Source organism: Pseudomonas sp. Z4-20 (assembly GCF_051131955.1).
GTDB lineage: Bacteria > Pseudomonadota > Gammaproteobacteria > Pseudomonadales > Pseudomonadaceae > Aquipseudomonas > Aquipseudomonas marvdashtae.
Map to the genome: position 1 here is coordinate 2,505,200 of NZ_CP071641.1, position 23,280 is coordinate 2,528,479.

Below are 23,280 nucleotides of genomic sequence, written 5' to 3' on the forward strand. Positions count from 1 at the left end.
GCCATGCACAAGAACGGATTTTTCTCACTGCTGTTCCATCTGTTGTTCATCACCTTCATCGTCGCTCCGCTGGTGGTCGTGATGGCAATCGCCTTTACCGACAAGGGCTACCTGTCGTTGCCCACCGACGGCTTGTCGTTGCGCTGGTTCCGGGCGCTGCTTGAAAACCAGGAAATGCTTGATGCCTTCTTCCTGTCACTCAAGCTGGGCCTGGTGTCGGCCACCGCTGCGACGCTGCTGGCGGTCCCCGCGGCGTTGGCAATCAGTCGCTACGAGTTTGCCGGACGCAGCACACTGACCGGCTTCCTGCTCTCGCCATTGATGATTCCGTCCGTGGTGCTGGGCATTGCGTTCCTGCGGTTTTTCTCGATGGCGCAGATTGGCGGCTCGTTCTGGGCGCTGAGCATCACCCATGTCATCGTGGTGTTGCCCTATGCCTTGCGGCTGACGCTGGCTTCGACCATCGGTCTTGAGCGCGACATCGAACAGGCGGCGTTGTCGCTCGGGGCGCGGCGCTGGACCGCTTTTTATCGAGTGGTGTTGCCGCGTATCCGTACGGGGGTGATCGGTGGCTGGATGTTGGCGTTCATCCAGAGCTTCGATGAGTTGACCATGACGGTATTCGTCGCCACACCGGGCACCACCACCTTGCCGGTGGCCATGTACAACCAGATCTCCCAGACCATCGACCCTCTGATCACGGCGGTTTCCACGGTCCTGATCATCGGCACGTTGTTGTTGATGCTGGTGCTCGATCGCATGGTCGGGCTGGATCGGGTATTGATCGGGGAAAGCAAATGAGCCAGGACAGGCACGACGTTGTGCAGTCGGACGTGATCGTCGTCGGCGGCGGACTGGTGGGAATGGCGGTGGCCTACGGCTTGGCGCGCGAGGGTGCCGAAGTTCAGGTGCTCGATCAGGGCGATGATGCATTTCGTGCGTCACGGGGCAATTTTGGCCTGGTCTGGGTCCAGGGCAAAGGCCATGACCTGACGGATTATTCACGCTGGACGCGCTCCTCGGCCACGCGCTGGCCGGCGTTTGCCCAAGCGTTGCTGGCCGACAGCGGCATCGATGTCCAGCTCAAGCAACCAGGCGGCTTCCATATGTGCTTCAACGACGAAGAACTGTTGGAGCGCCAGTCGCGCCTGCAGACCTTGCAGGATGCGTTGGGTGAATACCCTTTCGAAATGCTCGATGCCGCCGAGGTAAAAGCGCGCCTGCCATTGATCGGTCCTGCGGTGATCGGCGCCAGCTATACGCCCCAGGACGGCCACGTCAATCCGTTGAAATTGCTTCGCGCCCTGCATGCCTCGGCGCAGGCCAAGGGTGCCCGATTGCAGGGTGGCGTGCAGGTCGAGCGCATTGATTATGCCCCCGGTGAGTTTCGTGTGAGGGCCGGGCGCCGCAGCTTCGTCGCGCCCAGGATTGTCCTCGCGGCCGGGTTGGGCAACGCGACGTTGGGGCCTCAGGTGGGCCTGCACGCACCGGTGGCGCCCAATCGCGGGCAAGTGCTGATCAGCGAGCGGGTCCGGCCGTTCCTGCCATACCCGACGCTTAACGTGCGCCAGACCGATGAGGGCACCGTACAGCTGGGCGACTCCATGGAGGAGGTGGGCTTCGACGACAGCACCTCCACCGAGGTGCTGGCCGCTATTGCCCGGCGCGGTGTCTCGACCTTCCCCTTGTTGCGCGACGTTCGGCTGGTCCGGGCCTGGGGGGCCTTGCGAGTGATGAGCCCGGACGGGTTCCCCGTCTACCAGCAGTCGAGCGTGCATCCGGGGGCGTTCGTCGTCACCTGCCACAGCGGCGTCACCCTGGCCGCCGCTCACGCCCTGCGTATCGCGCCGTGGATCATGGGTGGGGCCCGGCCGGCGGAGCTGGCGGTGTTCAGCGGCGATCGTTTTCTAACTGACAAGGTATTTTCACATGCGCACTGATCCGCTCTTTCAACCGATTGTCAGCGAAGGCAGGCCGACGCGGACAGTGAGCCTGACCTTCAACGACCAATCGCTGAGCGTACCGGCCGGTACCAGCGTTGCCGCCGCCTTGCTGATGAGCGGCATCAGCCGATTTCGCGCCACGCCGGTGAGTGAGTCGCCCCGGGCGCCGTATTGCATGATGGGCGTGTGCTTCGAATGCCTGGTGGACATCGACGGCGTGCCCAACCGCCAAAGTTGTTTGGTGGAAGTGGCCGAGGGCATGCGCGTGCGCTCCCAGGAGGGCGCGCGGGACCTGGCCTATCAGCCAATGGATATCCAGGCCGTGGAGCAACCGTCATGAATCATGAAACCGTTGATGTGGTGGTGATTGGCGCCGGACCTGCCGGCATGGCGGCGGCGAGCCGGATGGCCGAGCTGGGTTTGCACGTGGTGCTGCTGGATGAGCAGGGGAGTCCGGGTGGGCAGATCTACCGGGGCATCAGCCTGGCGCCTTTGTCGCGACGGGACCTGTTGGGAGCCGATTATGCGCAGGGCAACGAATGGGTCCAGGCCTTGGCCGCTTCGAGCGTGCGTTATGAAAAAGCCGCATCGGTGTGGCAGGTGACGCGGGATCGCCAGGTCAGTTATCTGCGTGAAGGGCGCCTGTATACGCTGGACGCCAAAGTCGTGCTGTTGGCAACCGGCGCCATGGAGCGGCCGTTTCCGATTCCCGGTTGGACCTTGCCCGGTGTGATGAGCGCCGGTGCGGCGCAGATACTCTTGAAAAGTTCGGGCCTGGCACCGAGCGAACCGGTGGTATTGGCCGGCTGTGGTCCGCTGTTGTACCTGCTCGGCTGGCAGTACCTGCGCGCCGGTGTGACGATCAAGGCCTTGGTTGACACCACGCGCGCCGAAGATTACTGGCGCGCCCGTCGTCACCTGTTCTCGGCCCTGCGAGCCTGGCCTTACCTGCGCAAAGGATTGGACCTGATGCGCAGCCTGCGTGCCGCCAACATCCCTCACTACAGCGGCGCCGAACACTTGGCGATTGAAGGCGACGAGGCGGCGCAAGCCCTGACATTCAGTGTGTCCGGCAAGACGCACCGCGTCGCCACGCGCTGCGTATTGCTGCATCAAGGCGTGGTGCCGAATATTCAGTTCAGCCAGGCGTTGCGCGCCCGCCACGAATGGGACTCGCAACAGCTGTGCTTCACCCCAGTCAGCGATCCATGGGGGGAATTGGATGTGCCGGGGGTCTACATTGCCGGGGACGGCGCGGGTATTGGCGGGGCGCAGGCGGCGGCGTTGCAGGGGCAACTGACGGCGCTGGGGATTGCCGCGCAGCTCAAGGCGATCAGCGGCTCCGATCGCGATGAACAGGCGCGCCGTTTGCGCCTGCAACTGGACGCCAACCTGCGGATCCGGCCTTTTCTCGACGCGCTGTATCAGCCCAAGGAGCACAACCGGATTCCCGCCGACGGGGTAATGGTTTGCCGCTGCGAGGAAGTGACGGCGGGTGAACTGCGCGCCTTCGTCGCCCTGGGTTGCGCGGGTCCTAATCAGGCCAAGGCGTTTGGTCGTTGCGGCATGGGGCCTTGCCAGGGGCGCATGTGCGGCCTGACCGTGACCGAAGTGATCGCCAAGGCTCGCGGCGTTTCGGCGGCCGAGGTGGGGTACTACCGGATTCGGCCGCCGATCAAGCCGATCACCCTGGGGGAACTGGCCGGTGAGTAAGGCAAGCGAACGCGGGGCGGACGTGCTGATCATCGGCGGCGGCATCCATGGCCTGAGCACGGCGTTGTTCCTCGCACAGGCTGGCGTCCAGGTGACCGTGCTGGAAGCGCAGTATTGCGGTCGCCACGCCTCGGGCGTCAACGCCGGCGGAGTACGTACCCTGGGACGCCACGCGGCGGAGATTCCATTGGCGTTGGCCTCGCGAGACCTTTGGCACAACCTTGAAAGCACCTTGGGCGATGACGGCGGTTTTGTCCCCAGCGGCCAGCTCAAATTGGCGGAAAACGCGGCAGAGCTGCTCGAGTGCCGGCACCGGGTCGAGCACCTCCAGGCGTTGGGTTTCGCCCATGAAGTGTTGATCGATCAGCATCAGGTGTTCGAGAAAGTGCCGAGCATTTCAAGGCATGTGACCGGCGGCATCTGGGTCGAGGACGATGGCTACGCGGTGCCTTACAGGACCGTCACCGCGTTTCGCCTGGCTGCGCAGAAGCGCGGGGTACGGATCCACGAGAACACCCCGGCGCAACGGATCGAACAGGCCGGCGCCCGATGGCAGGTACGCACCGAAATTGGCTGTTTTAGCGCCGGGCACCTGGTGGTGACGGCAGGCGCCTGGGCCGCCGAGCTGGCGGCACAAGTTGGCGAGCCGGTTCCGGCGCATCCCGAAGGCCTGATGTTGATGGTCACCCATCGGGTCGCGCCGTTCTGTGTCCCGGTGCTGGGCGCCACGACGAGGGCCTTGTCGTTCAAGCAATTCGCCAACGGCACGGTGGTGATTGGTGGCAAGCTGATCGGGTCACTGGATTTTCTCTCGCGCCATGGCGAGGTCGACATGGCGCGCTTGGGCAGCAGCGCACGGACTGTCACCGACTTGTTCCCGCATTTGCAACACCTGGGCGTCAATCGCGTCTGGGCCGGTGTCGAAGCCTTTACCGCCGATGACCTGCCGGTGATCGGCGCCAGTCGCAAGGCCAGCAACCTCAGTTACTCATTCGGCTTTTGTGGCAGCGGCTTTCAGATGGGCCCTGGCACCGGCCAACGCCTGGCCCAACTGATCCTGGGCGAACACTCGGACATCTCCCTGGAACCCTTCGCCATCGATCGTTTCGACGTTGCCGCAAAAGCGGCAGCTTCAGCTATCCAACCCACCTCAACCCTGTCGCAACACTAAGGAGTTCACATGCTGGATATCACCCGGATTGAAACCAATCAACGCATGAGCCGTGTCGTTCAATGCAATGGCCTGACCTTTCTCGGCGGCCAGACGGCCACTGACCGGACCCAGGACATCAAGGGCCAGACCGCCCAGGTATTAGCGAAAATCGACAGCTACCTGGCCCAGGCCGGCCTGGACAAGACCCGCATTCTCAGCGCCCAGGTCTGGCTGTCGGACATCCAGGCCAATTTCGCCGGTATGAACGAGGTGTGGGACGCCTGGGCCCCGGAAGGTCATGCACCGGCGCGCGCCACCGTGGAATCGCGTCTCGCGGCCCCGGACCTGTTGGTGGAGATCACCGTTATCGCCGCCAGTTGATTGCCAGCGGCGTCATTGCTCACTGCCAGTCTTTCGCGACGTCGGTGAGCATTTCATGAATCAATAGCCCGAACCGTTGCGTGAGCAGGCTCTGCGGCCTGTCTGCCGGCAGCAGCAGATAGGTCGAGAAGCGTATCTGCGGGCGGAACGGGCGTGTTTCGATGCCGGTGTGCAGGTACTCCAGCGCCACGATCGGGCTGACGATACTCACGCCCAAGCCCAGTCCCACCAGTGAGCAAGCGGTGGCTGCATAAGGTGTTTCCAGGCTCAGCTTGCGGTGGCTCCGGTCCTCGGGAAACGCCCGGTCGACCCGGGCGCGAGAGCCGTCATTTTGCGACAGCGAAATGAACTCCTCACCTTTGAGATCCTCCGGCCCGATGCACGTCAGCGCGCCGAGTCGGTGGCCCTTGGGAAACACGCAAACCCCTGGCACGTCGCAAATTGCCTTGGTCGTCACCCCTGGCATGTCCTCGCCGACGTACGACGCCAGCCCCAAGTCGCAGAACTGCGAGGCCGTCCAATGACCGACCATCGGTGAGTCGTTGGTATGCAGCGATATAGCGACGTCAGGGTTCTCCTGGCGAAAGCGCTGGATCACCCGCGGCAGCACCGTCAGCGACAGTGAAGGGACTGCGGCGATGCGCAAGCGCCCCGTGCCGGCGCGCCGGATGTTCTGTGCCGACTTTTCAAGGCTGTGCAGGCCGATGAACGCTCGTTCGACATCGGCGAACAGCGCGGCCCCCTCATCGGTCGGCAGCAAGCGTCCGGCGACCCGTTCGAACAGCTTGAAACCGGCGTTGCGCTCCAGCTGGGCGATCAATCGGCTGATGTTCGGCTGAGAGGTATGCAGGGACTCGGCTGCGGCGGTCATCGAGCCACTCAACATGACCGCGCGAAAGGCTTCGACTTGTTTGAAGTTCATGGCGTCCCATATCAATTCGGTATGAATGACTAATGAATTGTCATTTGTTTGCATGAGCTACAGGCTTTATAAATTCATTACATCGACGTGAACGCCAAGGCGGGAACGGCGATGCGGTTCGAGCATACGGCAGTCATAAGCATAAAAAAACGCCGCTCTTTATCTCATTTCTGCCCTTGTATTTCATGGTGTCGTCCAGCCTCTGCGCCGTTCGATACCGATATGTAAACCAGGAGGCATCATGTCGTTTTCATTCAAGATTCTTGGCAGTGCGCTGACGTTTTCGTGCCTGGCGCTGGGTGGTCTGGCCCAGGTCCACGCGGCCGAGCTGCCTGCGGTTCCCGATGAGATCAAGGAGGCCGGCCAGCTGCGTGCCGGCGTGCGCTGCGATCAACCACCCTACGGCTTCCAGGACGGAGGCGGCCAGTTCGCTGGCGTCGAAGTGGAGATGGCTCGGCAGATCGCATTGTGGTCGCTGGGTTCGAAAGACAAAGTGTCGTTCACCTGTGTCACGGCGGAAAACCGTGTTCCGCAATTGCTTGGGCGCAAAGTCGATTTCCTGATTGCGACCCTCGGCGTCACCCCTGAACGCCTGCGGGTGATCGACTTCACCACGCCGTATCGGTGGGGCGCCAGCGACGTGGTGGTGAAGAAGGACAGTCCGATCAGGAAGATCTCCGACCTCAAGGGCAAGACCCTGGCCACCCTAAAGGGCTCGGTGCAGGCCAAGTGGTTCGAGGACCATATGCCCGAGGTCAAGACCTTGCGCATGAACAGCGCCGCCGATGCGCTGCAGACCTTCCGCCAGGGCCGGGCCGATGCCTACACCCACGATGCCGCGACGCTCGTGGTGGTGGCCGACAACGACAAGGACGCGCGGCTGCTCAACGAGCCGTTCCAGATCTCCGATGCCGCAATCGGCGTGCGCAAGAACGACGAGGCCTGGCGCGATTACCTCAGCGCCGCCATCGCGCGCATGCACGAGGAAAAGCTGTTCCGTGGCTGGATCCAGCAGTTCGTGCCACAGGGTATCCAGGGCTACTACATAAGCGTCTTCGAGCAGCCCAAGCCTGCCGAAGCCCTTTGAGCGGACGTCAGCCATGGATTTCGATTTCAACTACCTGCTGGCCCAGTGGCCGGCGCTGCTCGACGGCGTGCAGATGACGTTGCGGGTGTCGGTGCTCGCCATCGTTTGCTCGTTGCTCATCGGTGTACTGGGCGGCGCGGCGCGGGTAATGAAGGTGCCGGTGCTGGCGCAGGTCGTGGCGTTGTATGTGGAGCTGATCCGCAATACGCCGATCCTGGTGCAGCTGTTCTTCATATTCTACGGGCTACCGGCGATTGGCATGGGCCTGTCGCTGTTCTGGTCGGGGGTGTTGTGCCTGTCGCTCTGGGCAGGGGCCTATCAGATCGAGAATGTGCGGGGCGGGCTGGCAACCGTGGAGCAGGGCATGCGTGAAGCCAGCGTTGCCCTGAGCCTCAAGCCGGCGCATTACTTCTGCCTGGTGGCCTTGCCCATCGCCTTTCGGACCAGTCTGCCGGCGATGTTGAACACCGCCATTTCACTCCTGAAGAACTCCTCCTACCTGCAGGCCATCGGCCTCGCCGAACTGACATTTGTCGCGGTGGATCGCATCGCCACGGATTTTCGTGCGATCGAAATGTTCAGCGCCATCTGCGTGATCTACCTGGCGCTGGTGGGAATCCTGGCACTGTTGACGGGACGGCTCTCGGCCCGCTTGCAACGACCTTTCCAACACTGAGGCCGGCATGAATTTTCTGATCGAAAACTGGGCCTTCGTTTGCAAGGGCCTGTGGATGACCGTGCGCCTGGCGCTGGTGGTGTTGCTGTTCACCACACTGATTTCCATTGTTCTCGGCGTGTTGGCGACCCTCAAGAGCCGGCTGTTGCGATGGACGATCCACGCTTACGTCGAGCTGTTTCGCTCGATCCCGCTGATCGTCAATGTGTTCTTCATCTTTTTTGGCGCGCCGATGCTGGGCCTGGACCTGAGCCCGTTCGCTGCGGTGACCACCGGCCTGACTCTGTGGGGCAGTGCCAATGGGATAGAGATCGTGCGCGGTGGCCTGGAGTCGGTGGCTCGCCATCAATGGAAAAGCGCCTGGGCGCTGGGCCTGCGGCCCTGGCAAATCTACTTGCACGTGATCGCGCCACAGTCGATGCGCGCCATTCTGCCGGCGTACACCGGTCTGCTGACCATGCTGGTACAAGCTACGTCCCTGGGCGCGCTAGTGGGTGTCGGCGAGTTTCTCAAAGTCGGCCAGATCATCATCGAGCGCGACACCGTCATGACCGGCGTCAGCCCCGCGTTCACGGTCTACGGCCTGGTGCTGCTGGTGTATTTCGTCATCTGTTCACTGCTGAGCTGGCTCAGCCGTTATCTCGAACGTCGGCTGGGTCGCCCAGTGACGCGTGCCACTCCTAAAGAGGTTTCAACATGCAAGCATCCAAAGTCAGCCGGCGCCTGAAGGAAGCCACCGCGCCGGAAGTCAACGAGTACATCTACCGGCCGCGCCTGCAGGGCTTCGCCGAGGGGTTCGACCTGCTGGGCAACATCAACAAGGCCCATATCGTGATGCTTGCCGAGCAGGGTCTGATCCGGGACGAGCATGCCGCCGTGTTGGCCAGGGGCATTCTCGAAATGGAGGCGGCCGGACCTGGCGAGGTGACGCTCGACCCGTCCCGTGAGGATGCCTACTTCAACTACGAGGCGCACCTGATCGGGCGGATCGGCACCGACATCGGCGGTCGCCTGCACACGGGCCGCAGCCGCAACGACATCCTCGCCACGCTTGACCGGCTGCGCTGCCGTGAAGTGCTGATGGACTTGATCGATGCCTTGCTGGAAGTCCGGCAGACCGCCGTCAACAATGCCGAAGTGTTCGCCGATGTGGTGATGCCGGGCTATACCCACCTGCAACCGGCGCAACCGATTACCTACGGCTATTACCTGTCGGCGGTGGAGCAGGCGTTGAACCGCGATTGCAAGCGCCTGGTCCAGACCCTGGAATCGATGAACCAGAGCCCGCTGGGCGCGGCGGCCTTCGCCGGGACCCCGTTCAACATCGACCGGGGGCGTACCGCCGAACTGTTGGGTTTCGACGGTTACCTGGACAATGCCCTGGACGCCGTCGGCTCGCGGGATTTCATTCTCGAAAGCCTGTCGCACCTGAGCCTGCTGGCGGTGTTCTGGAGCCGCGTGGCGCAGGACTATTTTGTCTGGAGCACCCACGAATTCAGCCTGATCGATTTTCCCGACAGCGTGGCGGCGACGTCGAGCATCATGCCGCAGAAGAAAAACCCCACGGTGCTGGAATACCTCAAGGGCCGCAGCGGGCATATCGTCGGCCTGCTGATGGGGGCGAGCATCAGCATCAAGGGCAGCAACTTCTCTCACACCGGCGACGGCAACCGCGAGGGCACCCGTGGCTTTTGGGAGGCCGCCGAAGAAAGCCTGCGCTGCTTGAAACTGCTGGATCTGGTGTTGCGCACCGCGACGCCGAACATCGAGCTGGCCGTGCGCCGGGCGGGCGAGGACTTTTCGACCGCCACCGGCCTGGCCGACCTGATCGTGCAGGAGGCCGACCTGTCGTTCCGTGAGGCCCATCATGTGGTGGGCGCGGTGGTGCGCAGGGCCATGGATGCAGGCCTGTTGGCGCACCAGATCGACACCGCCATGGTCGACGCCTGCGCCTTGGAGCAACTGGGGCATGCGCTGAACCTGCCGGCGCAGAAAGTGCGCGATTGCCTCGACCCGACCGCCAACGTACAGGCGCGGACTTCCGCGGGCGGCCCATCGATGGCGTCACTCAAGCCGAGTCTGCTTCGCGCCAACGCCCGCATCGCCACGGAGCGTCACGCCAACCAGGCCCGGCGTGATCGCCTGGCGGCGGCCCATGAGCGTTTGCAAGCGGCGACCCGGGCGCAGGCGGGGTTATGAAAACGATGCTGACGGTACGCGGGCTGCACAAACGGTTCGGTGAGCACGAGGTGGTCAAGGGTGTGGACCTGGACGTCGCTGAAGGCGAAGTGGTGGTGATCATTGGCCCCAGCGGCTCAGGAAAATCCACGTTCATTCGTTGCCTCAACAGCCTCGAAGCGCCCTCGGCAGGCACCGTGGTCATTGGCAACGGCGAGTCGATCAAGGCCGGTGACCGCAAGGCGCTGGCGAAGCTGCGGGAGGAGGTGGGCATGGTGTTCCAGGACTACACCCTGTTCCCGCATATGTCGGTGATGGCGAACATGATCCTCGCGCCGGTCAAGCTCAAGCGAGCATCGAAAGCCCAGGCCCAAAGCGATGCGCTGGCGCTGTTGGACCGCGTCGGGCTACGGCATAAAGCTGAAGGATATCCCTCCGAGCTTTCGGGCGGCCAGCAGCAGCGGGTAGCGATTGTCCGCGCCTTGGCCATGAAGCCCAAATTGCTGCTGTTCGATGAACCCACCTCGGCGCTGGACCCGGAAACCGTGGGCGACGTGCTGAACGTGATGAAGGGGTTGGCCGCTGAAGGCATGACCATGATCGTCGTGACCCACGAAATGGGTTTCGCCCGGGAAGTGGCGGACCGGGTGGTGTTCTTCGACGGTGGGCGGATTGTCGAGATGGGGCCGCCCGCGCAAATGTTTACCGCACCCAAGGAAGCGCGGACGCGGCAGTTCCTGCAAGCGGTCCTTCACTAGAACAACGGGGGAGTTTGTGATGAATGAAGTGATCGGAAGCATGATCCGCATGGAGGGCGTGCACAAATGGTACGGCCAGTTCCAGGTGTTGAAAGACATCAACCTGAACGTCAGCCAGGGCGAGCGGATCGTGCTGTGCGGCCCGTCGGGCTCCGGCAAATCAACGACCATTCGTTGCCTGAATCGCCTTGAAGCGCACCAGCAAGGCAAGATCGTCGTGGACGGCAGCGAGCTGACCTCGGACCTGAAACAGATCGAGACCATCCGCCGTGAAGTCGGCATGGTGTTCCAGCACTTCAACCTGTTCCCGCACCTGACCATCCTGCAGAACTGCACCCTGGCGCCAATGTGGGTGCGCAAGATGCCCAAGCGCGAGGCCGAGGAAATCGCCATGCATTACCTGGAGCGCGTACGCATTCCAGAGCAGGCGCACAAGTACCCGGGCCAGCTCTCCGGCGGTCAGCAACAGCGCGTGGCCATCGCCCGTGCCCTGTGCATGAAGCCGAAAATCATGCTGTTCGACGAACCGACTTCGGCACTCGACCCGGAGATGGTGAAAGAGGTGCTGGATACCATGATCGGCCTGGCCGAAGACGGCATGACCATGCTCTGCGTGACCCACGAAATGGGCTTCGCTCGCACCGTGGCCAACCGCGTTATCTTCATGGACAAGGGTGAAATCGTCGAACAGGCCGCGCCGAACGACTTCTTCGACAACCCGCAAAACGACCGCACCAAGTTGTTCCTGAGCCAGATCCTGCATTGATCGAGGTTGCGCCGCAGGCCAAGGGCGGAGGTTAGGAAACGGCTTCCTTGACGGGGCGAGTGGGTACGCCCCGATAGAACGACAAAATGGCGAGCAGGGCATCCGCTACGTTGATGGGAGCTGAGCTTCGATCGCTTGTTTGTCGACAATCGACCAGACCTCGCGGATCCTGCCGTCCTCGAATGCATAGAAAACGTTTTCCGTGAAGGCGATCCGCGCGCCGTTGACCGCAAGACCCAGGAACTCGCCAGCCGGCGTGCAATTGAACATCAGGCGAGCCGCCAACTTGGGTGGGTCGATCACCAGTAATTCACTTTCAAAGCGCAAGTCGGGAATGTCTCGATAGTCCGATTCCAGCATGCTTCGATAGCCATGCAATCCTAATCGTCTCGCGTTGTGGACCACCTCCGGGTGCACAAAAAGGCCCAGGTTCTTCCAATCCTGTGCATTCAGGCAGGCGATGTAGTCGGTATAGATATCTGCAAGATTCGAGGTCATGGGAACTGATTCTCCGCTACGTGTCTGTTCCAAGAGCATAGCCATGCGTCGGCAGGTTCACTGAGCGCGCCCCTCGGCATTTTTACCAATGTCCATGCTGTGCAAGGGAGGAAGAGTCATCGCGTCTCTCGTGAGAACCGGGGCAGGAAGGATGTTACAAACTTAGTATTCCCTTTCGGGTTGATGACAGCAGAAGCGACTATCCTTGCGGACACTGAAGGTAAACGTTGCATCCATAAAAAAAAAGAGACGCCATGTCAGATTATGATCGCGCCAGCGCCCCCTACCCAGGCATCACACGCGGTGATCGAACCTGTTTGATCAGGTCTCGGTTGCTCCGGATAGTTTCAATGACGCTTCTCGGTGTTTTTACAGCAATGCCCAGCTACGGCCAGGACCTGCCAACCTCGGCGGGTGAGGAAAATTCTGCGGTGACCGTGGCTCAAGCGCAGGACATGGTAGCCAAGGCCACCCTCGGCGCCGTTCCCTGGAGCGGTCCTGAAACCGGCCCGCGCGCCCAGCGCGGCAAGAGCATCGCCATCGTCGCGGAAGATATGCGCAACGGTGGTATCGTCGGTGTCGCCCAGGGTGCTCGCGAGGCAGCCAAGGCGATGGGCTGGACGCTGAGGGTTTTCGATGGCGCTGGAACACCGGCCGGGCGCGCCAAGGCCTTTTCCGATGCCCTGGCGGCGAACCCCGACGGCCTCATCCTGTGCGGTGCCGATGCCCTCGAAAACAAGGCGGCGCTGGGCGTCTTCGCAGCAAAGGGCGTGCCGGTGGTGGGTTGGCACGCCGGGGAGCGTCCCGGGCCGATTGACGGTACGCCGATGGCCATGAACGTCACGACCGACCCGCTCGAAGTGGCTCGCATCACGGCCATGGCGGCGGTGGCGCAGTCAAACGGCAAGGCCGGCGTGGTCATCCTGACCGATTCCAGATACAGCATCGCCATGGCGAAAGCCAGGGCCATGGAGAAGGTCATTCGGGCCTGTCGGGAATGCGCGATGCTGGAGGTGCGCGATGTCGCGATTTCCGAGAGCCGCGAGAAAATGCCGGCGATCACCAAGGAACTGCTTCAGCGCCATGGCAAGCGCTGGACCCACGCGCTGGCCATCAACGATATCTATTTCGATTACTCGGTTGCCGCCTTGAGCAGCGCCGCGATACCCCGGGACGGCATCAGCCTGCTGTCCGCCGGTGACGGCAGCGCGTCGGCGTTCCTGCGCATACAGGAAAAAAATTACCAGACGGTCACCGTGGCCGAACCGCTCAACCTGCATGGCTGGCAGGTGATCGATGAGTTGAACCGGTTGTTGGCAGGTCAGCCGGTGAGCGGCTTCGTCGCACCGGTTCACTTGGTCAATGCCGACAATATCGCGTTCGACGGCGGGACGAAGCTCCTGTATGACCCGGCCAATGGTTATCGAGACATCTATCGATTCCAATGGAATCGCTGAGACCTGGACGTTGCTCACGGAAGAGGGGACTTGCCGTCTCCTTTGCCTTCAAGGCCTGTCTAAAATAATTTCACCCACCTGTCGATTCCGGCCGTTGCCATTCGACTAGTCCGTAGAGCCGCCACACGGGCGGCTTGATCCATCCATTCTCAGGAGGTTCGAGCATGCGATTTATGGTGATCGTCAAGGCCAGTCCGGAATCGGAAGCTGGAGAAATGCCCAGTGAAGAACTGCTGGCGGCCATGGGCGCCTACAACGAAGAACTGGTCAAGGCCGGGGTGATGCTCGCGGGCGAAGGCCTGCATCCCAGTGCCGAAGGCGTGCGTGTGCAATTTTCCGGCAACGACCGGACCGTCGTCGATGGGCCCTTTGCTGAAACCAAGGAGCTGGTCGCCGGCTTCTGGATCTTCAAGGTCCAGTCATTGCAGGAGGCCATCGACTGGGTCAAGCGCTGCCCCAATCCGATGGTCGGCGACAGTGAAATCGAAATCCGCCAGATCTTCGAACTTGAAGAGTTCGGCGAGACCTTTACCCCCGAGTTGCGCGAGCAGGAAGAACGCTTGCGGGCGCAGATGTCCGGTCAATCATGAAATCGGAAACAGGAGATCCCACCATGAGAATCATCCCTTACCTGACCTTCAACGGCCAATGCAAGGAAGCCTTTGCGTTGTACGAGGATGTGCTTGGCGGCGAGCTGTTTTCCATGTCCTTTGCCGAGGCGCCGGAAGACGTCGGCATGCCCAAGGACCCGGACCTGATCATGCACACTTGCCTGACCGTGGGCCATTTCAGCCTGATGGCCTCCGACTGTCCGCCGGGCCAGCCGTATGGCAAACCGCAAGGCGTGTCGGTTTCCCTCAATGTCGACAGCGCTGACGAGGCCGAGCGGCTCTTCAACGGCTTGAGTGCCGGTGGCAGTGTGCAGATGCCCTTGGCGAAGACGTTCTGGGCGGAGCGCTTTGCCATGTTCGAAGACCGTTTCGGGATTGCCTGGATGGTCAATTACGAGGGGAAGCAATAAACAGGAATCCTGCATCGGGCTGTGCAATAGCCATGTTTCCCATTACGCTGAAAACCCCGTACCCGGAAAAGCACCCAGCAGCGTGAAGAAAATCATTCGAGTCGATGACCTCCAGGTGTTCGTGACCACCACGGACGCCGGGAGCTTTTCGGCGGCGGCGCGGTTGTTGGACATCTCTCCGGCATTGGCCAGCGTCGCGGTGCAGCGGCTGGAGGCGAGCCTGGGGGTGAGGCTGTTCGTGCGCTCTACTCGGCGGCTGCGTTTGTCGGACGACGGTGTGCGTTACCTGACCCATGCCCGGCAAGCGCTGGAGGCGCTGGGGAATGGCGAGTTGGCCCTGGCACAGGGGCGCGACGAAATTGCCGGGACGCTACGGCTTTCCATGCCTTCGGATATCGGGCGCAACCTGCTGCTGCCGTGGCTGGATGAATTCCAACAATTGCATCCCAACGTGCTCTTGCAATTGCGTGTCAGCGACCAGGTGGCCGATCTGTTCACCGAGCACCTGGACGCGAGCATTCGCTATGGCCAATTGGCTGACTCAAGCCTCGTGTCCCTGGCGCTGGCGCCTTCCAACCGCAGGACGGTGTGCGCATCCCCCGGCTACATTGCACGCCATGGCCTGCCGAAGACCCCTGCGGAGTTAAGCCGGCACAATTGTCTTCGTTACGTGATGGGGGAACAGACTTTCGAGCGCTGGAGTTTCCAGACGCCCGAAGGGATGGAAACGGTCCAGGTCATGGGCGATCGCATCAGCGACGATGCCGATATCGTCAGGCGTTGGGCGGTGTCGGGGCTGGGGATCGTCTACAAGTCCAAGCTCGATGTCGTGGACGATATCCGCAGCGGCCGCCTGGTGGAAGTTTTCCCGACGGACTACGGCCAGCCTGCGCCGCTCCAACTGGTCTGCGCTCATCGAACCTCGTTAACGCCTGCGCTCCAGGTGTTGAGGTCTTTCCTGGCCGCGCGCCTGGAGCGTTATATCAGCGGATGAGCGGGACGCGAGGCCCCGCACTTGTGGGGCAGCCCCGACAATCAATCATGCGCGAATCCAGCGGGCTCCTCGACACGTAACAACACCCGGGTCACCCGGCGCTCTTCAACTTCCACGACGGTCATGCGCCAGCCTTGCCAGCTGAGGGTGTCGCCAATGATCGGCAGGCGATCCAGCAGGCTCATCACCAACCCGGCGAGCGTCTGGTAATCCTCCGTCGCCTCGACCTGGAAGCCGATATGCTCGCGAACCTGACTGAGATTCAGGGCACCGCTGACGAGAAAGCCGCCTTCCTGAGGGACGATGTTCGGCCCTTCGATTTCGCTGGCGTCCGGTAATTCGCCGGCAATGGACTCGAGGATGTCGGTCATGGTGAGCAGGCCCACGAAGTCGCCGAACTCGTTCACCACGAACGCGATGTGAGTCGACTCCTTGCGCATTTGCTCCAACGCGTTGAGGATCGTGAAGCTGTCGAGCAGGTTGATGGCTTTACGCGCCATGGCTTCCAGGTTCGGCGGGTTGCCCGCCAGTATTTCCTTGAGAAGTTCTTTCTTGTGGACGAAGCCCAGGGGCTCATCCACGCGTCCTTCCCGAATCAACGGCAAGCGCGAATACGAAGAGTGCATCAGCGCCGTACGGATCTGTTCCGAGGTGTCCGTCAGGTCAAGATGGTCGATTTGCGCACGAGGCGTCATCACCTGGCGTATCGGGCGCTCTGCCAATTGCAGCACGCCACTGATCATGACCCGTTCGCGTCGATGGAAAACCTGTTCGTGTTCACCGTCGGCCAGCATGTCGGCGATCTCTTCGCCCACTTCATCGGCACCCAACTGTTTTCCGCCCAGCAGGCGCAGTACCGCATGGGCGGTACGCTCACGCATCGGCCGCAGGCCTTGCAGGCTTTTCTTGCGACGCGAGCGCGCCAATTGGTTGAACAGTTCGATCAGGATCGAGAAGCCAATCGCCGCATACAAATAGCCTTTGGGAATGTGAAAGCCCAGGCCCTCGGCGGTGAGGCTGAAGCCGATCATCATCAGGAAGCCCAGGCAGAGCATGATGACGGTGGGGTGGCCGTTGACGAATTTCGTCAGCGGCTTGCTCGCGACGATCATCAAGCCGATGGAGAAAATCACCGCGATCATCATGACCGACAGGTGCTCCACCATGCCCACGGCGGTAATCACCGCATCCAGGGAGAAGACCGCGTCCAACACCACGATCTGCGCAACGATGGGCCAGAACATCGCATAGGCGGCATTACCGGCGCGTTGCGTCACGTGGCCCTCAAGCCGCTCGTGCAATTCCATGGTCGCCTTGAACAACAGGAACACACCGCCGAACAGCATGATCAAGTCCCGACCCGAGAACGTCTTGTCGAACAGTTCGAACAGCGGGTTGGTCAGGGTCACCATCCAAGAGATGCTGGCCAGCAGGCCAAGACGCATCAGCAGCGCGAGGGACAGGCCGATGACGCGGGCACGGTCACGCTGCTCGGGCGGGAGTTTGTCAGCCAGGATGGCGATGAATACGAGGTTATCGATGCCGAGCACCAGCTCCAGCACAATCAAGGTCAGCAGGCCGAGCCATGCCGTGGGGTCAACGATCCATTCCATGGGTTATGCGTTCCCTCGCACGATCAGTACAAGGGGAGAAGGCTGCGACCGGAAGGTGCCCGGCGCTGGGGGGCGGAAAACAGTGTCATGGGAAATGCGACTGGGAGGTTCCTGAAGCGTGTTCATACAGACCTGGAAATAATTTGGGGAAGAAATCCTACAACGGTTTCCAACACTTCATACGAGACGATTTATTACAGGATCTGACGGAGCGACAGCCTGAAGCGCTCGTCCAGGCAGTCCTCCGTCATTGGGGAAGCCCATAGCGTTCCCCTTTTTACGATGCATTGCCGAGCATTCAAGCTTGGCCAGCGGCCTCGCGGACGAAATCATCGTAGGTGCGTAGAGGGCGTCCCAGAATGGCTTGCAACCGTTCGACCGTCCCGTCTTCGGCCTGCATGCCGAATGTCTGGATGCCGGCCATCATCAGGCGCATGTCGTACGCCAGCCAGCTGGGGCCGAACGATGCCATCTGTCCTTCGAATGCGGCCACGTCGTCACCGCCATAAGCGACTTCGCGACTCAGTGCCAAGCTCCAGGCCTGTGCCACGGCTGCACTGGTCAATGCTTGCGGGCCGACCAGTTCCAGCGTGACACGGTCCAGGGCAGTGGGGGCCCGGTCGCGTCGCAGCAACTCGGCGACGGCGATATCGGCGATGTCGCGCGCATCGATCATCGAGACGCCCTTCGAGCCGATCGGCATCGGGTAGACGCCGTAGTCACGGATGGTCTGCTGGACCATGAGCTCGTTCTGCATGAAGTACGCCGGGCGCAGGATAGTTGCCGGAACGCCGTGACTTTCGATCATCCGCTCGACCGTATGCTTGCCGGTGAAGTGCGGTACGTTGGTGAACTTGTCGGCATGGATCACCGACAGGTAGACGATGCGCTCGATACCGGCTTCGCGCGCCAGGTTCAGCGTGATCAGTGCCTGTGTCACTTCATCGGGCGTGACGGCGTTCAGCAGGAACAACGTACGCACCGATGAAAGCGCGGCACGCATCGAAGGTACGTCGGTCAGGTCTGCGATGACTTCGGTGACGCCTGCCGGGAAGTCGCGCTTGCCGGCCTGGCGCACCAGGGCTTTTACCTCGGCGCCCGCTTCGGCGAGCCGCGCAGTGATGAGTGAACCGATGGTGCCCGTGGCGCCGGTGATCAAGATGCTCATATGTATCTCCTGTCGTGGGATAAAGGGAATGCGTTTCCCGATGACAAGACGATAGGCTGTTGCAGGTGTAAAGCGAAGACGCCAATATGTAGACACATCGTCCCAAAAATGGAACACCATGAACCTGAACGCGCTGATCGATTTCGCCTTGGTGGCCACCAATGAAGGGCTTGGAAAGGCCAGCCGAGCGAGCGGCAGGTCGAAAGCTACCTTGTCGCGGCGCATTGCCGACTTGGAGGAGCAGCTGGGTGTCCGGCTGATCGAGCGCAGCGCCCGTGGCCTGAAGCTCACCGAGGCTGGGCAGATGCTGATTGCCCGAACCGAAGGCCCGTTGGGCGAGGTGATCGAGGCCATGGCGGCGGCGCAGGAAGGGCTGTCCACGCCGCGCGGACGCTTGCGAGTGGCTGCCCCGGTGTTGTTTTCGCAACTGGCGATGGGGCGTATTGGGGCTGAGTTCTGTGCGGCCTACCCGCAGGTTTCGCTTGATGTCGTGGCGGAGGATCGGTTGGTCGACCTGGTCGAGGAACAGTACGATGTGGCCATCCGGATCAACCCGAGCCCGGACAGCAGTCTGGTCGGAAGGTGTTTCGCCAAGGACCGGTTGGTGGTCGTGGCCGCGCCAGGAATCGCCAAGCCGACACCCGGTGCGGTCAGGCCGGTTCCCAGTATCGTGTTCTCGAACTTCCAACCGACCCACTGGAATCTCGATGACGGGCGCTTGATCCTGGAGCCTGTCCCCAAGCTATGGTTTTCCTCGTTCCTGATGATTCGCGACGCGGCTATCGCCGGGGGCGGGGCGGCACTCATTCCGCAATCCATCGCCGGACGTCAACTTGCACGTGGCGAGTTGGTTCAATGGGGGACGGTATCGGGGGTTGAAGCGCAGCTCTGGGTATTGCACACGTCCAGGCGCCTGGCGGCACCGAAAGTTCGCGCATTCGTCGATTTCATGTGCGCCAGGTATCTGGACATGTCATTGGTGCTGGAAGGATAAAAGACCGCACGCCAACTTAGGGTAACGGCTGTTCCTTGGTAGAGACGACCGCTTCGTAACTTCCTGCGGGCGATACTTCGTTTGTGACCCACAACCGCTCACTGCGGCATTTATACTTAACGCCTTTGCGCGGCACCATTTCCCTGGCTGTGTCGACGCACATTTCCCTGGAGGAGTAGGTGGCTCCGGTTTTTCGCTCTTCCACACATCCTTCCATGCCACTACAGATCGTCATGACAAGAAAATAGACAGTCATCATCCTAATGTTGCTCCATCGAGCGATGCGGTTAGTTACGTCCTGTGTCAGCGCCGATGAGCGCCTGAACGCACAGTGATACCCGGCGGATGATGAGCTTCTCCCCGAATCTGGAGCAACGGGACGCCAGTGCCACCTGTCGGAAAAATGGCGCATTATTTAAAAGTTTTTATGGGTGCCATTTTTGTGACGGTTTGTTGGCGCCACGAAGGCTGCCATGAAGCGTTTTCTATACCCCTGCGAAGCGGTGTTCAGTTGGCATATTCAGTCGGTGAAACGGAGGTTTTATTTAAAGTAACTCAGCGTTCCTAACGCGAAGGAACGGGCCTTGGCGCATATGTTTAGACGTCCATAGTTGCAGATGGAGAACGTCGGAAGTTATCAATGAACCTCGCAAAGTTGCAGCGAAAGGGTGTTTGCGGACGGGGCTATATGGACAAAATCTGTCCACTTGTCAACGTAGTTTCAGCCCCTATTATTGGCGCACTGAGTCGCCAAGAAGAGGGTGTTATGGGGCAGTTATTTGAAGGTTGCATAAAAGTCATCGTTCCCTGTGGTTCTTTGGGGGCGGGCGTTCGCGAAGAAGAAATTGCTTATGGGCTCGCGGCGGGGGCGCAAGTCATCGCTACGGACGCCGGCTCAACCGATAGCGGTGCGGCTTATCTTGCACTTGGTAAATCCAAGAACAACCGAGGCGCGGTCAAGCGCGACCTGACAATCTTGATGAAAGCCCAGGCGCACTCCGGCGTGCCGATAATTGTCGGCACCGCAGGGCAGGCAGGCGGTGATCTCAACTTGGATTGGACGCGAGATATTGCCCTTGAAATTGCTGCAGAGTTGGGCGTTTCGCCAAAAATTGCGCTCATCTATTGCGAGCAAGACAAACAGACCGTTAAAAAACTGAACGCTGAAGGCCGTATCAAGCCGCTGCCGCCTCATGGAAGTCTGGAAGACGCGACGGTAGACAGTTGTGAACACATTGTCGCGGCGCTTGGGGTGGAACCCTTTCTCGCGGCCCTCGATGCTGGCGCGGACATAATCCTGGCGGGTCGTTCCACCGATACTGCGGTCATCGGCTGCTATCCCATCTGGAAGGGCGCACCTTGGGGGCCTTCCTGGCACGCCGGCAAAATCGGTGAATGCGGCGTGCAATGCGCCGTCAACCCGACGCTTGGGTCGGGCATCCTGCTAAGTGTCGATGCGAACGGCTTCGAAGTCGAACCCTTGAGCCAAGACAATCAGTGCACCCCCCATAGCGTATCGGCCCACATGCTCTACGAGAACAGCGATCCGTTCCGGTTGATCGAGCCAGGCGGCATCTTGAATGTTGCCCAGGCGCGTTATACCGGGCTGAATGGCCGCGCCGTTCGAGTGGAGGGCTCGCGCTGGGAAGAAATGCCCTACACCATGAAGTTGGAAGGTGCCTCGGCTGGTTTATATCAAACGATCATGCTGGTGGGCATCCAGGATCCCGATATGCTCAATGATATCGATGGTTTCCACGATCGTTTGCTCGAAGCCCTCTATAAAAGAACGCGCCAGTCCATACCGGCCGAGGAGTTGGGCGAGTTTCATATTTCCCTGCGGATGTACGGATGGAACGGCGTCACGGGTGCAGCGCCTGCGGTTGGGACATTGCCCCCGCCTGAAGTGGGTATGTTGTTTGTCGCCACTGCCGCGACCCAGGAAATGGCCAATACAATTGCTCAAGCCTGTAATCCGTATTTTTTCCATTACCCCAGTGTCATGGGCAAGGAACTGCCTTCCTATGGGTTCGCCTTTACACCGGCCGATATACCTCGCGGGCAGATATTCGAGTTCAAGTTGAATCACGTCGTGCAACTTGAAGATCCATTGGAATTGGTTCGTCTGAAATGGATTGATCTATCAGATAAGTCGACGGCTATACAGGAGCTTGCACAGTGATCAAGTTGCGTGATGTCTGTCGGCATGTCCGATCCAAACAAGCGGGGCCGTTCTGGATTACGTTCGATATCTTTTTCAATGGGCGCGAGAACTTTGAGCGTTATTCCGATTGCGCCGCACTTTCCCCCGCGCAATTTGCAAGGCTCTACGGCACCGACCCCGAACGGGTCAAGCGCATTGCCGTGCCCGACCTGGAAATGGTCAAGATCTCTTATCCGCGGGCAACGCCGCAGGGGGGCATGGTCGAGCGCGACATGCATGCCGGCCAGCAATACGTCCGCCTGCTCGACGTGATGGTCGATTAAAACTTCCTACGCCAAGTGGCGCCTTGATTTGTTCGCCTCACGGACGAGGCCTGACCCACCCATACCTGAGGTAACCATGACGGACTCGACCGTTGCTACGCGGCTGGCGCAATACGCCCACGAATTCAGGAAGCAAAGGCTGCCCGCAAAAATCATCCACCTGGTACGCCAGCGCTTTATCGATAGCCTGGCCTGCGTGCTGGGCGCCTACGGGGCTGACCCGGTAACGGCTGCCGTGTATTACGCCGCCGCCAACACCGCGAAATCCTCGAGCGTCTTCGGCACGGATCTAAAAACCACGCCGGAAATCGCCGCCTTCGCCAACGGCCTGATGGTCCGCTTCCTTGACTATAACGACGGCTACATGGGCAAGGAACCGGGCCACCCCAGTGACAACATTCCCGCCTGCCTCGCCGTGGCCCAGGCCGAGGGGGCAACGGGTGCCGAACTGGTTTCGGCGATTGTCCTGGCCTACGAGATCCAGATGCGGTTGCAGGATGCGGCCAGCTTGAACAAGCGTGGCTGGGATCACGTCAATTACATCAACGTCGCGATGGCGGTGGCGGCTTCGAACCTGATGAAACTCGACGTGGTCCAGACTGAGCAAGCGATCAATATTGCCCTGAGCGGGCATCTGGCGATGCGCCAGGTGCGCAGTGGGTCGTTGTCAGACTGGAAGGGTTGCTCTGCAGCCAATGCCGCACGCAACGCCATTTTTGCCGCCCAACTGGCGCGCCATGGCATGACGGGGCCGTCGCCGGTCTTTGAAGGTGAGATGGGCTTCTTCAAGCAGGTTTCGGGGCCATTCGAGCTGGATACCGACCATTTTGGTACGCCTGACAATGGCGATTACGCCATTTGCCGCTCCCTCACCAAGACATTTCCCACCAATGGCGAGCTGCATACGGCGGTCTGGGCTGCGCTTGATCTACGCAAACGGATCGACGGGGTGGACGAGATTGCCGCCATTACCATCGAAACCTCGGAATTCAACCGCCGGGTGCTGGCCGATACGCCGGAGAAATGGTTGCCCAAAACCAGGGAAACGGCGGACCACAGCTTGCCTTACAACGTCGCCCGGGCATTGCTCGATGGCGACATCACGATAGGCTCGTATTCTGCTGAAAAAATTGCCGACCCGGCGGCGATTGCCTTGATGGACAAAATTGTCGTCGCTGAGGATCCGGCGCTGACTGCACTGTTCCCACGGCACCTGGCCAATCGTATCAGCGTGACCCTGGTGTCAGGCGAGCAAGTGGTGAGTGAGATGATCACCGGGCCCGGATCCGTCGAAACCCCGATGAGCGATCGTGATTTCGAGCGAAAATTCGTACGCATGGCAGCGCCGCATATCGACGCAACGGCCCAGGCCCGGGTACTGGGGTTCGTTACCCGGCTTGAAGAACAAGACGAGTTCGAATCGCTGTTCGCGGCGATGGCGGTCTCGTAACGGGATTGGCGCTCCCAAGGG

At 60.9% G+C, this 23,280-nt stretch carries 24 protein-coding genes; 20 read left to right on the top strand and 4 right to left on the bottom strand.

The genetic code is table 11. The annotated features are described in order from the left end of the window. Positions 1-3 precede the first annotated feature (3 nt). From J3P82_RS11625 to J3P82_RS11650, 6 genes are read left to right on the top strand one after another with little or no spacing between them, the layout of a single operon-like run. Positions 4-801 (top strand): ABC transporter permease, encoded by a 798-nt coding sequence (locus J3P82_RS11625; RefSeq protein WP_186631527.1) that lies wholly within the window; start codon positions 4-6, stop codon positions 799-801. Continuing rightward, positions 798-1,940 carry an NAD(P)/FAD-dependent oxidoreductase gene (locus tag J3P82_RS11630; RefSeq protein WP_186631530.1) on the top strand — a complete coding sequence of 381 codons (1,143 nt, stop codon included), beginning with the start codon at positions 798-800 and terminating at the stop codon, positions 1,938-1,940. Before J3P82_RS11625 ends, J3P82_RS11630 begins: the two co-directional genes overlap by 4 nt. After that, on the top strand, positions 1,930-2,283 hold the full coding sequence (locus tag J3P82_RS11635) for a (2Fe-2S)-binding protein (protein WP_186631533.1): 354 nt from the start codon (positions 1,930-1,932) through the stop codon (positions 2,281-2,283). The genes J3P82_RS11630 and J3P82_RS11635 overlap by 11 nt, the downstream gene beginning before the upstream one ends. Next, entirely contained in the window at positions 2,280-3,656 is a 1,377-nt protein-coding gene (locus tag J3P82_RS11640) for an FAD-dependent oxidoreductase (protein WP_434563194.1), read from the top strand. The genes J3P82_RS11635 and J3P82_RS11640 overlap by 4 nt, the downstream gene beginning before the upstream one ends. After that, a complete protein-coding gene (locus tag J3P82_RS11645; RefSeq protein WP_434563196.1) occupies positions 3,649-4,827 on the top strand; it encodes an NAD(P)/FAD-dependent oxidoreductase in 1,179 nt (392 codons plus the stop codon). The genes J3P82_RS11640 and J3P82_RS11645 overlap by 8 nt, the downstream gene beginning before the upstream one ends. A gap of 9 nt (positions 4,828-4,836) precedes the next feature. Then, a complete protein-coding gene (locus tag J3P82_RS11650; RefSeq protein ID WP_186631541.1) occupies positions 4,837-5,190 on the top strand; it encodes a RidA family protein in 354 nt (117 codons plus the stop codon). A gap of 19 nt (positions 5,191-5,209) precedes the next feature. On the opposite strand, the gene J3P82_RS11655 is transcribed toward J3P82_RS11650, so the two are convergent. Then, entirely contained in the window at positions 5,210-6,112 is a 903-nt protein-coding gene (locus tag J3P82_RS11655) for a LysR substrate-binding domain-containing protein (RefSeq protein WP_186631544.1), read from the bottom strand. 241 nt (positions 6,113-6,353) lie between these two features. On the opposite strand from J3P82_RS11655, the gene J3P82_RS11660 reads away from it, so the two are divergent. From J3P82_RS11660 to J3P82_RS11685, 6 genes are read left to right on the top strand one after another with little or no spacing between them, the layout of a single operon-like run. After that, positions 6,354-7,199 (top strand): transporter substrate-binding domain-containing protein, encoded by an 846-nt coding sequence (locus tag J3P82_RS11660; RefSeq protein ID WP_186642465.1) that lies wholly within the window; start codon positions 6,354-6,356, stop codon positions 7,197-7,199. A 13-nt stretch (positions 7,200-7,212) separates the two neighbouring features. Next, complete coding sequence (locus J3P82_RS11665; protein WP_186631550.1) at positions 7,213-7,875, top strand: amino acid ABC transporter permease; 663 nt, start codon at positions 7,213-7,215, stop codon at positions 7,873-7,875. 7 nt (positions 7,876-7,882) lie between these two features. Beyond that, the gene (locus tag J3P82_RS11670; RefSeq protein WP_186608853.1) at positions 7,883-8,602 is read left to right on the top strand and encodes an amino acid ABC transporter permease; all 720 of its coding nucleotides are present in this window, start codon (positions 7,883-7,885) and stop codon (positions 8,600-8,602) included. After that, complete coding sequence (gene argH, locus J3P82_RS11675; RefSeq protein WP_434563198.1) at positions 8,572-10,074, top strand: argininosuccinate lyase; 1,503 nt, start codon at positions 8,572-8,574, stop codon at positions 10,072-10,074. The genes J3P82_RS11670 and argH overlap by 31 nt, the downstream gene beginning before the upstream one ends. Beyond that, complete coding sequence (locus J3P82_RS11680) at positions 10,071-10,811, top strand: amino acid ABC transporter ATP-binding protein (RefSeq protein ID WP_275970778.1); 741 nt, start codon at positions 10,071-10,073, stop codon at positions 10,809-10,811. Before argH ends, J3P82_RS11680 begins: the two co-directional genes overlap by 4 nt. Before the next feature lie 19 nt (positions 10,812-10,830). Further along, entirely contained in the window at positions 10,831-11,577 is a 747-nt protein-coding gene (locus tag J3P82_RS11685; RefSeq protein WP_434563200.1) for an amino acid ABC transporter ATP-binding protein, read from the top strand. A gap of 105 nt (positions 11,578-11,682) precedes the next feature. Here the strand turns inward: J3P82_RS11685 and J3P82_RS11690 are convergent, their stop codons facing one another. Beyond that, positions 11,683-12,075, bottom strand: coding sequence for an ester cyclase (locus J3P82_RS11690; protein WP_434563202.1), 393 nt, complete (start codon positions 12,073-12,075; stop codon positions 11,683-11,685). A gap of 455 nt (positions 12,076-12,530) precedes the next feature. On the opposite strand from J3P82_RS11690, the gene J3P82_RS11695 reads away from it, so the two are divergent. The 4 genes from J3P82_RS11695 to J3P82_RS11710 all read left to right on the top strand — a co-directional run bounded on the left by J3P82_RS11695 (position 12,531) and on the right by J3P82_RS11710 (position 15,547). Then, complete coding sequence (locus tag J3P82_RS11695) at positions 12,531-13,532, top strand: substrate-binding domain-containing protein (protein ID WP_434563791.1); 1,002 nt, start codon at positions 12,531-12,533, stop codon at positions 13,530-13,532. Between the two features lie 164 nt (positions 13,533-13,696). Then, entirely contained in the window at positions 13,697-14,122 is a 426-nt protein-coding gene (locus J3P82_RS11700; RefSeq protein WP_434563204.1) for a YciI family protein, read from the top strand. Positions 14,123-14,145: 23 nt separating this feature from the next. Next, positions 14,146-14,553 carry a VOC family protein gene (locus tag J3P82_RS11705; protein ID WP_434563206.1) on the top strand — a complete coding sequence of 136 codons (408 nt, stop codon included), beginning with the start codon at positions 14,146-14,148 and terminating at the stop codon, positions 14,551-14,553. A 91-nt stretch (positions 14,554-14,644) separates the two neighbouring features. Then, positions 14,645-15,547 (top strand): LysR substrate-binding domain-containing protein, encoded by a 903-nt coding sequence (locus tag J3P82_RS11710; RefSeq protein WP_434563793.1) that lies wholly within the window; start codon positions 14,645-14,647, stop codon positions 15,545-15,547. 41 nt (positions 15,548-15,588) lie between these two features. Here the strand turns inward: J3P82_RS11710 and J3P82_RS11715 are convergent, their stop codons facing one another. Continuing rightward, positions 15,589-17,160, bottom strand: coding sequence for a TerC family protein (locus tag J3P82_RS11715; protein WP_434563208.1), 1,572 nt, complete (start codon positions 17,158-17,160; stop codon positions 15,589-15,591). Between the two features lie 298 nt (positions 17,161-17,458). Further along, the gene (locus tag J3P82_RS11720) at positions 17,459-18,328 is read right to left on the bottom strand and encodes an SDR family oxidoreductase (RefSeq protein WP_434563210.1); all 870 of its coding nucleotides are present in this window, start codon (positions 18,326-18,328) and stop codon (positions 17,459-17,461) included. A 118-nt stretch (positions 18,329-18,446) separates the two neighbouring features. Between J3P82_RS11720 and J3P82_RS11725 the strand changes: the two genes are divergently transcribed. The 4 genes from J3P82_RS11725 (at position 18,447) to J3P82_RS11740 (ending at position 23,259) form a co-directional block, all read left to right on the top strand. Further along, positions 18,447-19,322 carry a LysR family transcriptional regulator gene (locus J3P82_RS11725; RefSeq protein WP_434563212.1) on the top strand — a complete coding sequence of 292 codons (876 nt, stop codon included), beginning with the start codon at positions 18,447-18,449 and terminating at the stop codon, positions 19,320-19,322. A gap of 640 nt (positions 19,323-19,962) precedes the next feature. Then, the gene (locus J3P82_RS11730) at positions 19,963-21,504 is read left to right on the top strand and encodes an acyclic terpene utilization AtuA family protein (RefSeq protein WP_434563214.1); all 1,542 of its coding nucleotides are present in this window, start codon (positions 19,963-19,965) and stop codon (positions 21,502-21,504) included. Beyond that, positions 21,501-21,809 carry a DUF4387 domain-containing protein gene (locus tag J3P82_RS11735; RefSeq protein WP_434563215.1) on the top strand — a complete coding sequence of 103 codons (309 nt, stop codon included), beginning with the start codon at positions 21,501-21,503 and terminating at the stop codon, positions 21,807-21,809. The genes J3P82_RS11730 and J3P82_RS11735 overlap by 4 nt, the downstream gene beginning before the upstream one ends. 76 nt (positions 21,810-21,885) lie before the next feature. After that, positions 21,886-23,259: an MmgE/PrpD family protein gene (locus J3P82_RS11740; RefSeq protein WP_434563217.1), complete on the top strand. Its 1,374-nt coding sequence runs from the start codon at positions 21,886-21,888 to the stop codon at positions 23,257-23,259. Positions 23,260-23,280: the final 21 nt, after the last annotated feature.

Coding starts and splice junctions, on each gene's coding strand:
- J3P82_RS11625 (WP_186631527.1), top strand. CDS start 4: ATGCACAAGAACGGATTTTTCTCACTGCTGTTCCATCTGTTGTTCATC.
- J3P82_RS11630 (WP_186631530.1), top strand. CDS start 798: ATGAGCCAGGACAGGCACGACGTTGTGCAGTCGGACGTGATCGTCGTC.
- J3P82_RS11635 (WP_186631533.1), top strand. CDS start 1,930: ATGCGCACTGATCCGCTCTTTCAACCGATTGTCAGCGAAGGCAGGCCG.
- J3P82_RS11640 (WP_434563194.1), top strand. CDS start 2,280: ATGAATCATGAAACCGTTGATGTGGTGGTGATTGGCGCCGGACCTGCC.
- J3P82_RS11650 (WP_186631541.1), top strand. CDS start 4,837: ATGCTGGATATCACCCGGATTGAAACCAATCAACGCATGAGCCGTGTC.
- J3P82_RS11655 (WP_186631544.1), bottom strand. CDS start 6,112: ATGAACTTCAAACAAGTCGAAGCCTTTCGCGCGGTCATGTTGAGTGGC.
- J3P82_RS11660 (WP_186642465.1), top strand. CDS start 6,354: ATGTCGTTTTCATTCAAGATTCTTGGCAGTGCGCTGACGTTTTCGTGC.
- J3P82_RS11665 (WP_186631550.1), top strand. CDS start 7,213: ATGGATTTCGATTTCAACTACCTGCTGGCCCAGTGGCCGGCGCTGCTC.
- J3P82_RS11670 (WP_186608853.1), top strand. CDS start 7,883: ATGAATTTTCTGATCGAAAACTGGGCCTTCGTTTGCAAGGGCCTGTGG.
- argH (WP_434563198.1), top strand. CDS start 8,572: ATGCAAGCATCCAAAGTCAGCCGGCGCCTGAAGGAAGCCACCGCGCCG.
- J3P82_RS11680 (WP_275970778.1), top strand. CDS start 10,071: ATGAAAACGATGCTGACGGTACGCGGGCTGCACAAACGGTTCGGTGAG.
- J3P82_RS11685 (WP_434563200.1), top strand. CDS start 10,831: ATGAATGAAGTGATCGGAAGCATGATCCGCATGGAGGGCGTGCACAAA.
- J3P82_RS11690 (WP_434563202.1), bottom strand. CDS start 12,075: ATGACCTCGAATCTTGCAGATATCTATACCGACTACATCGCCTGCCTG.
- J3P82_RS11695 (WP_434563791.1), top strand. CDS start 12,531: ATGGTAGCCAAGGCCACCCTCGGCGCCGTTCCCTGGAGCGGTCCTGAA.
- J3P82_RS11700 (WP_434563204.1), top strand. CDS start 13,697: ATGCGATTTATGGTGATCGTCAAGGCCAGTCCGGAATCGGAAGCTGGA.
- J3P82_RS11705 (WP_434563206.1), top strand. CDS start 14,146: ATGAGAATCATCCCTTACCTGACCTTCAACGGCCAATGCAAGGAAGCC.
- J3P82_RS11715 (WP_434563208.1), bottom strand. CDS start 17,160: ATGGAATGGATCGTTGACCCCACGGCATGGCTCGGCCTGCTGACCTTG.
- J3P82_RS11720 (WP_434563210.1), bottom strand. CDS start 18,328: ATGAGCATCTTGATCACCGGCGCCACGGGCACCATCGGTTCACTCATC.
- J3P82_RS11725 (WP_434563212.1), top strand. CDS start 18,447: ATGAACCTGAACGCGCTGATCGATTTCGCCTTGGTGGCCACCAATGAA.
- J3P82_RS11730 (WP_434563214.1), top strand. CDS start 19,963: ATGAACCTCGCAAAGTTGCAGCGAAAGGGTGTTTGCGGACGGGGCTAT.
- J3P82_RS11740 (WP_434563217.1), top strand. CDS start 21,886: ATGACGGACTCGACCGTTGCTACGCGGCTGGCGCAATACGCCCACGAA.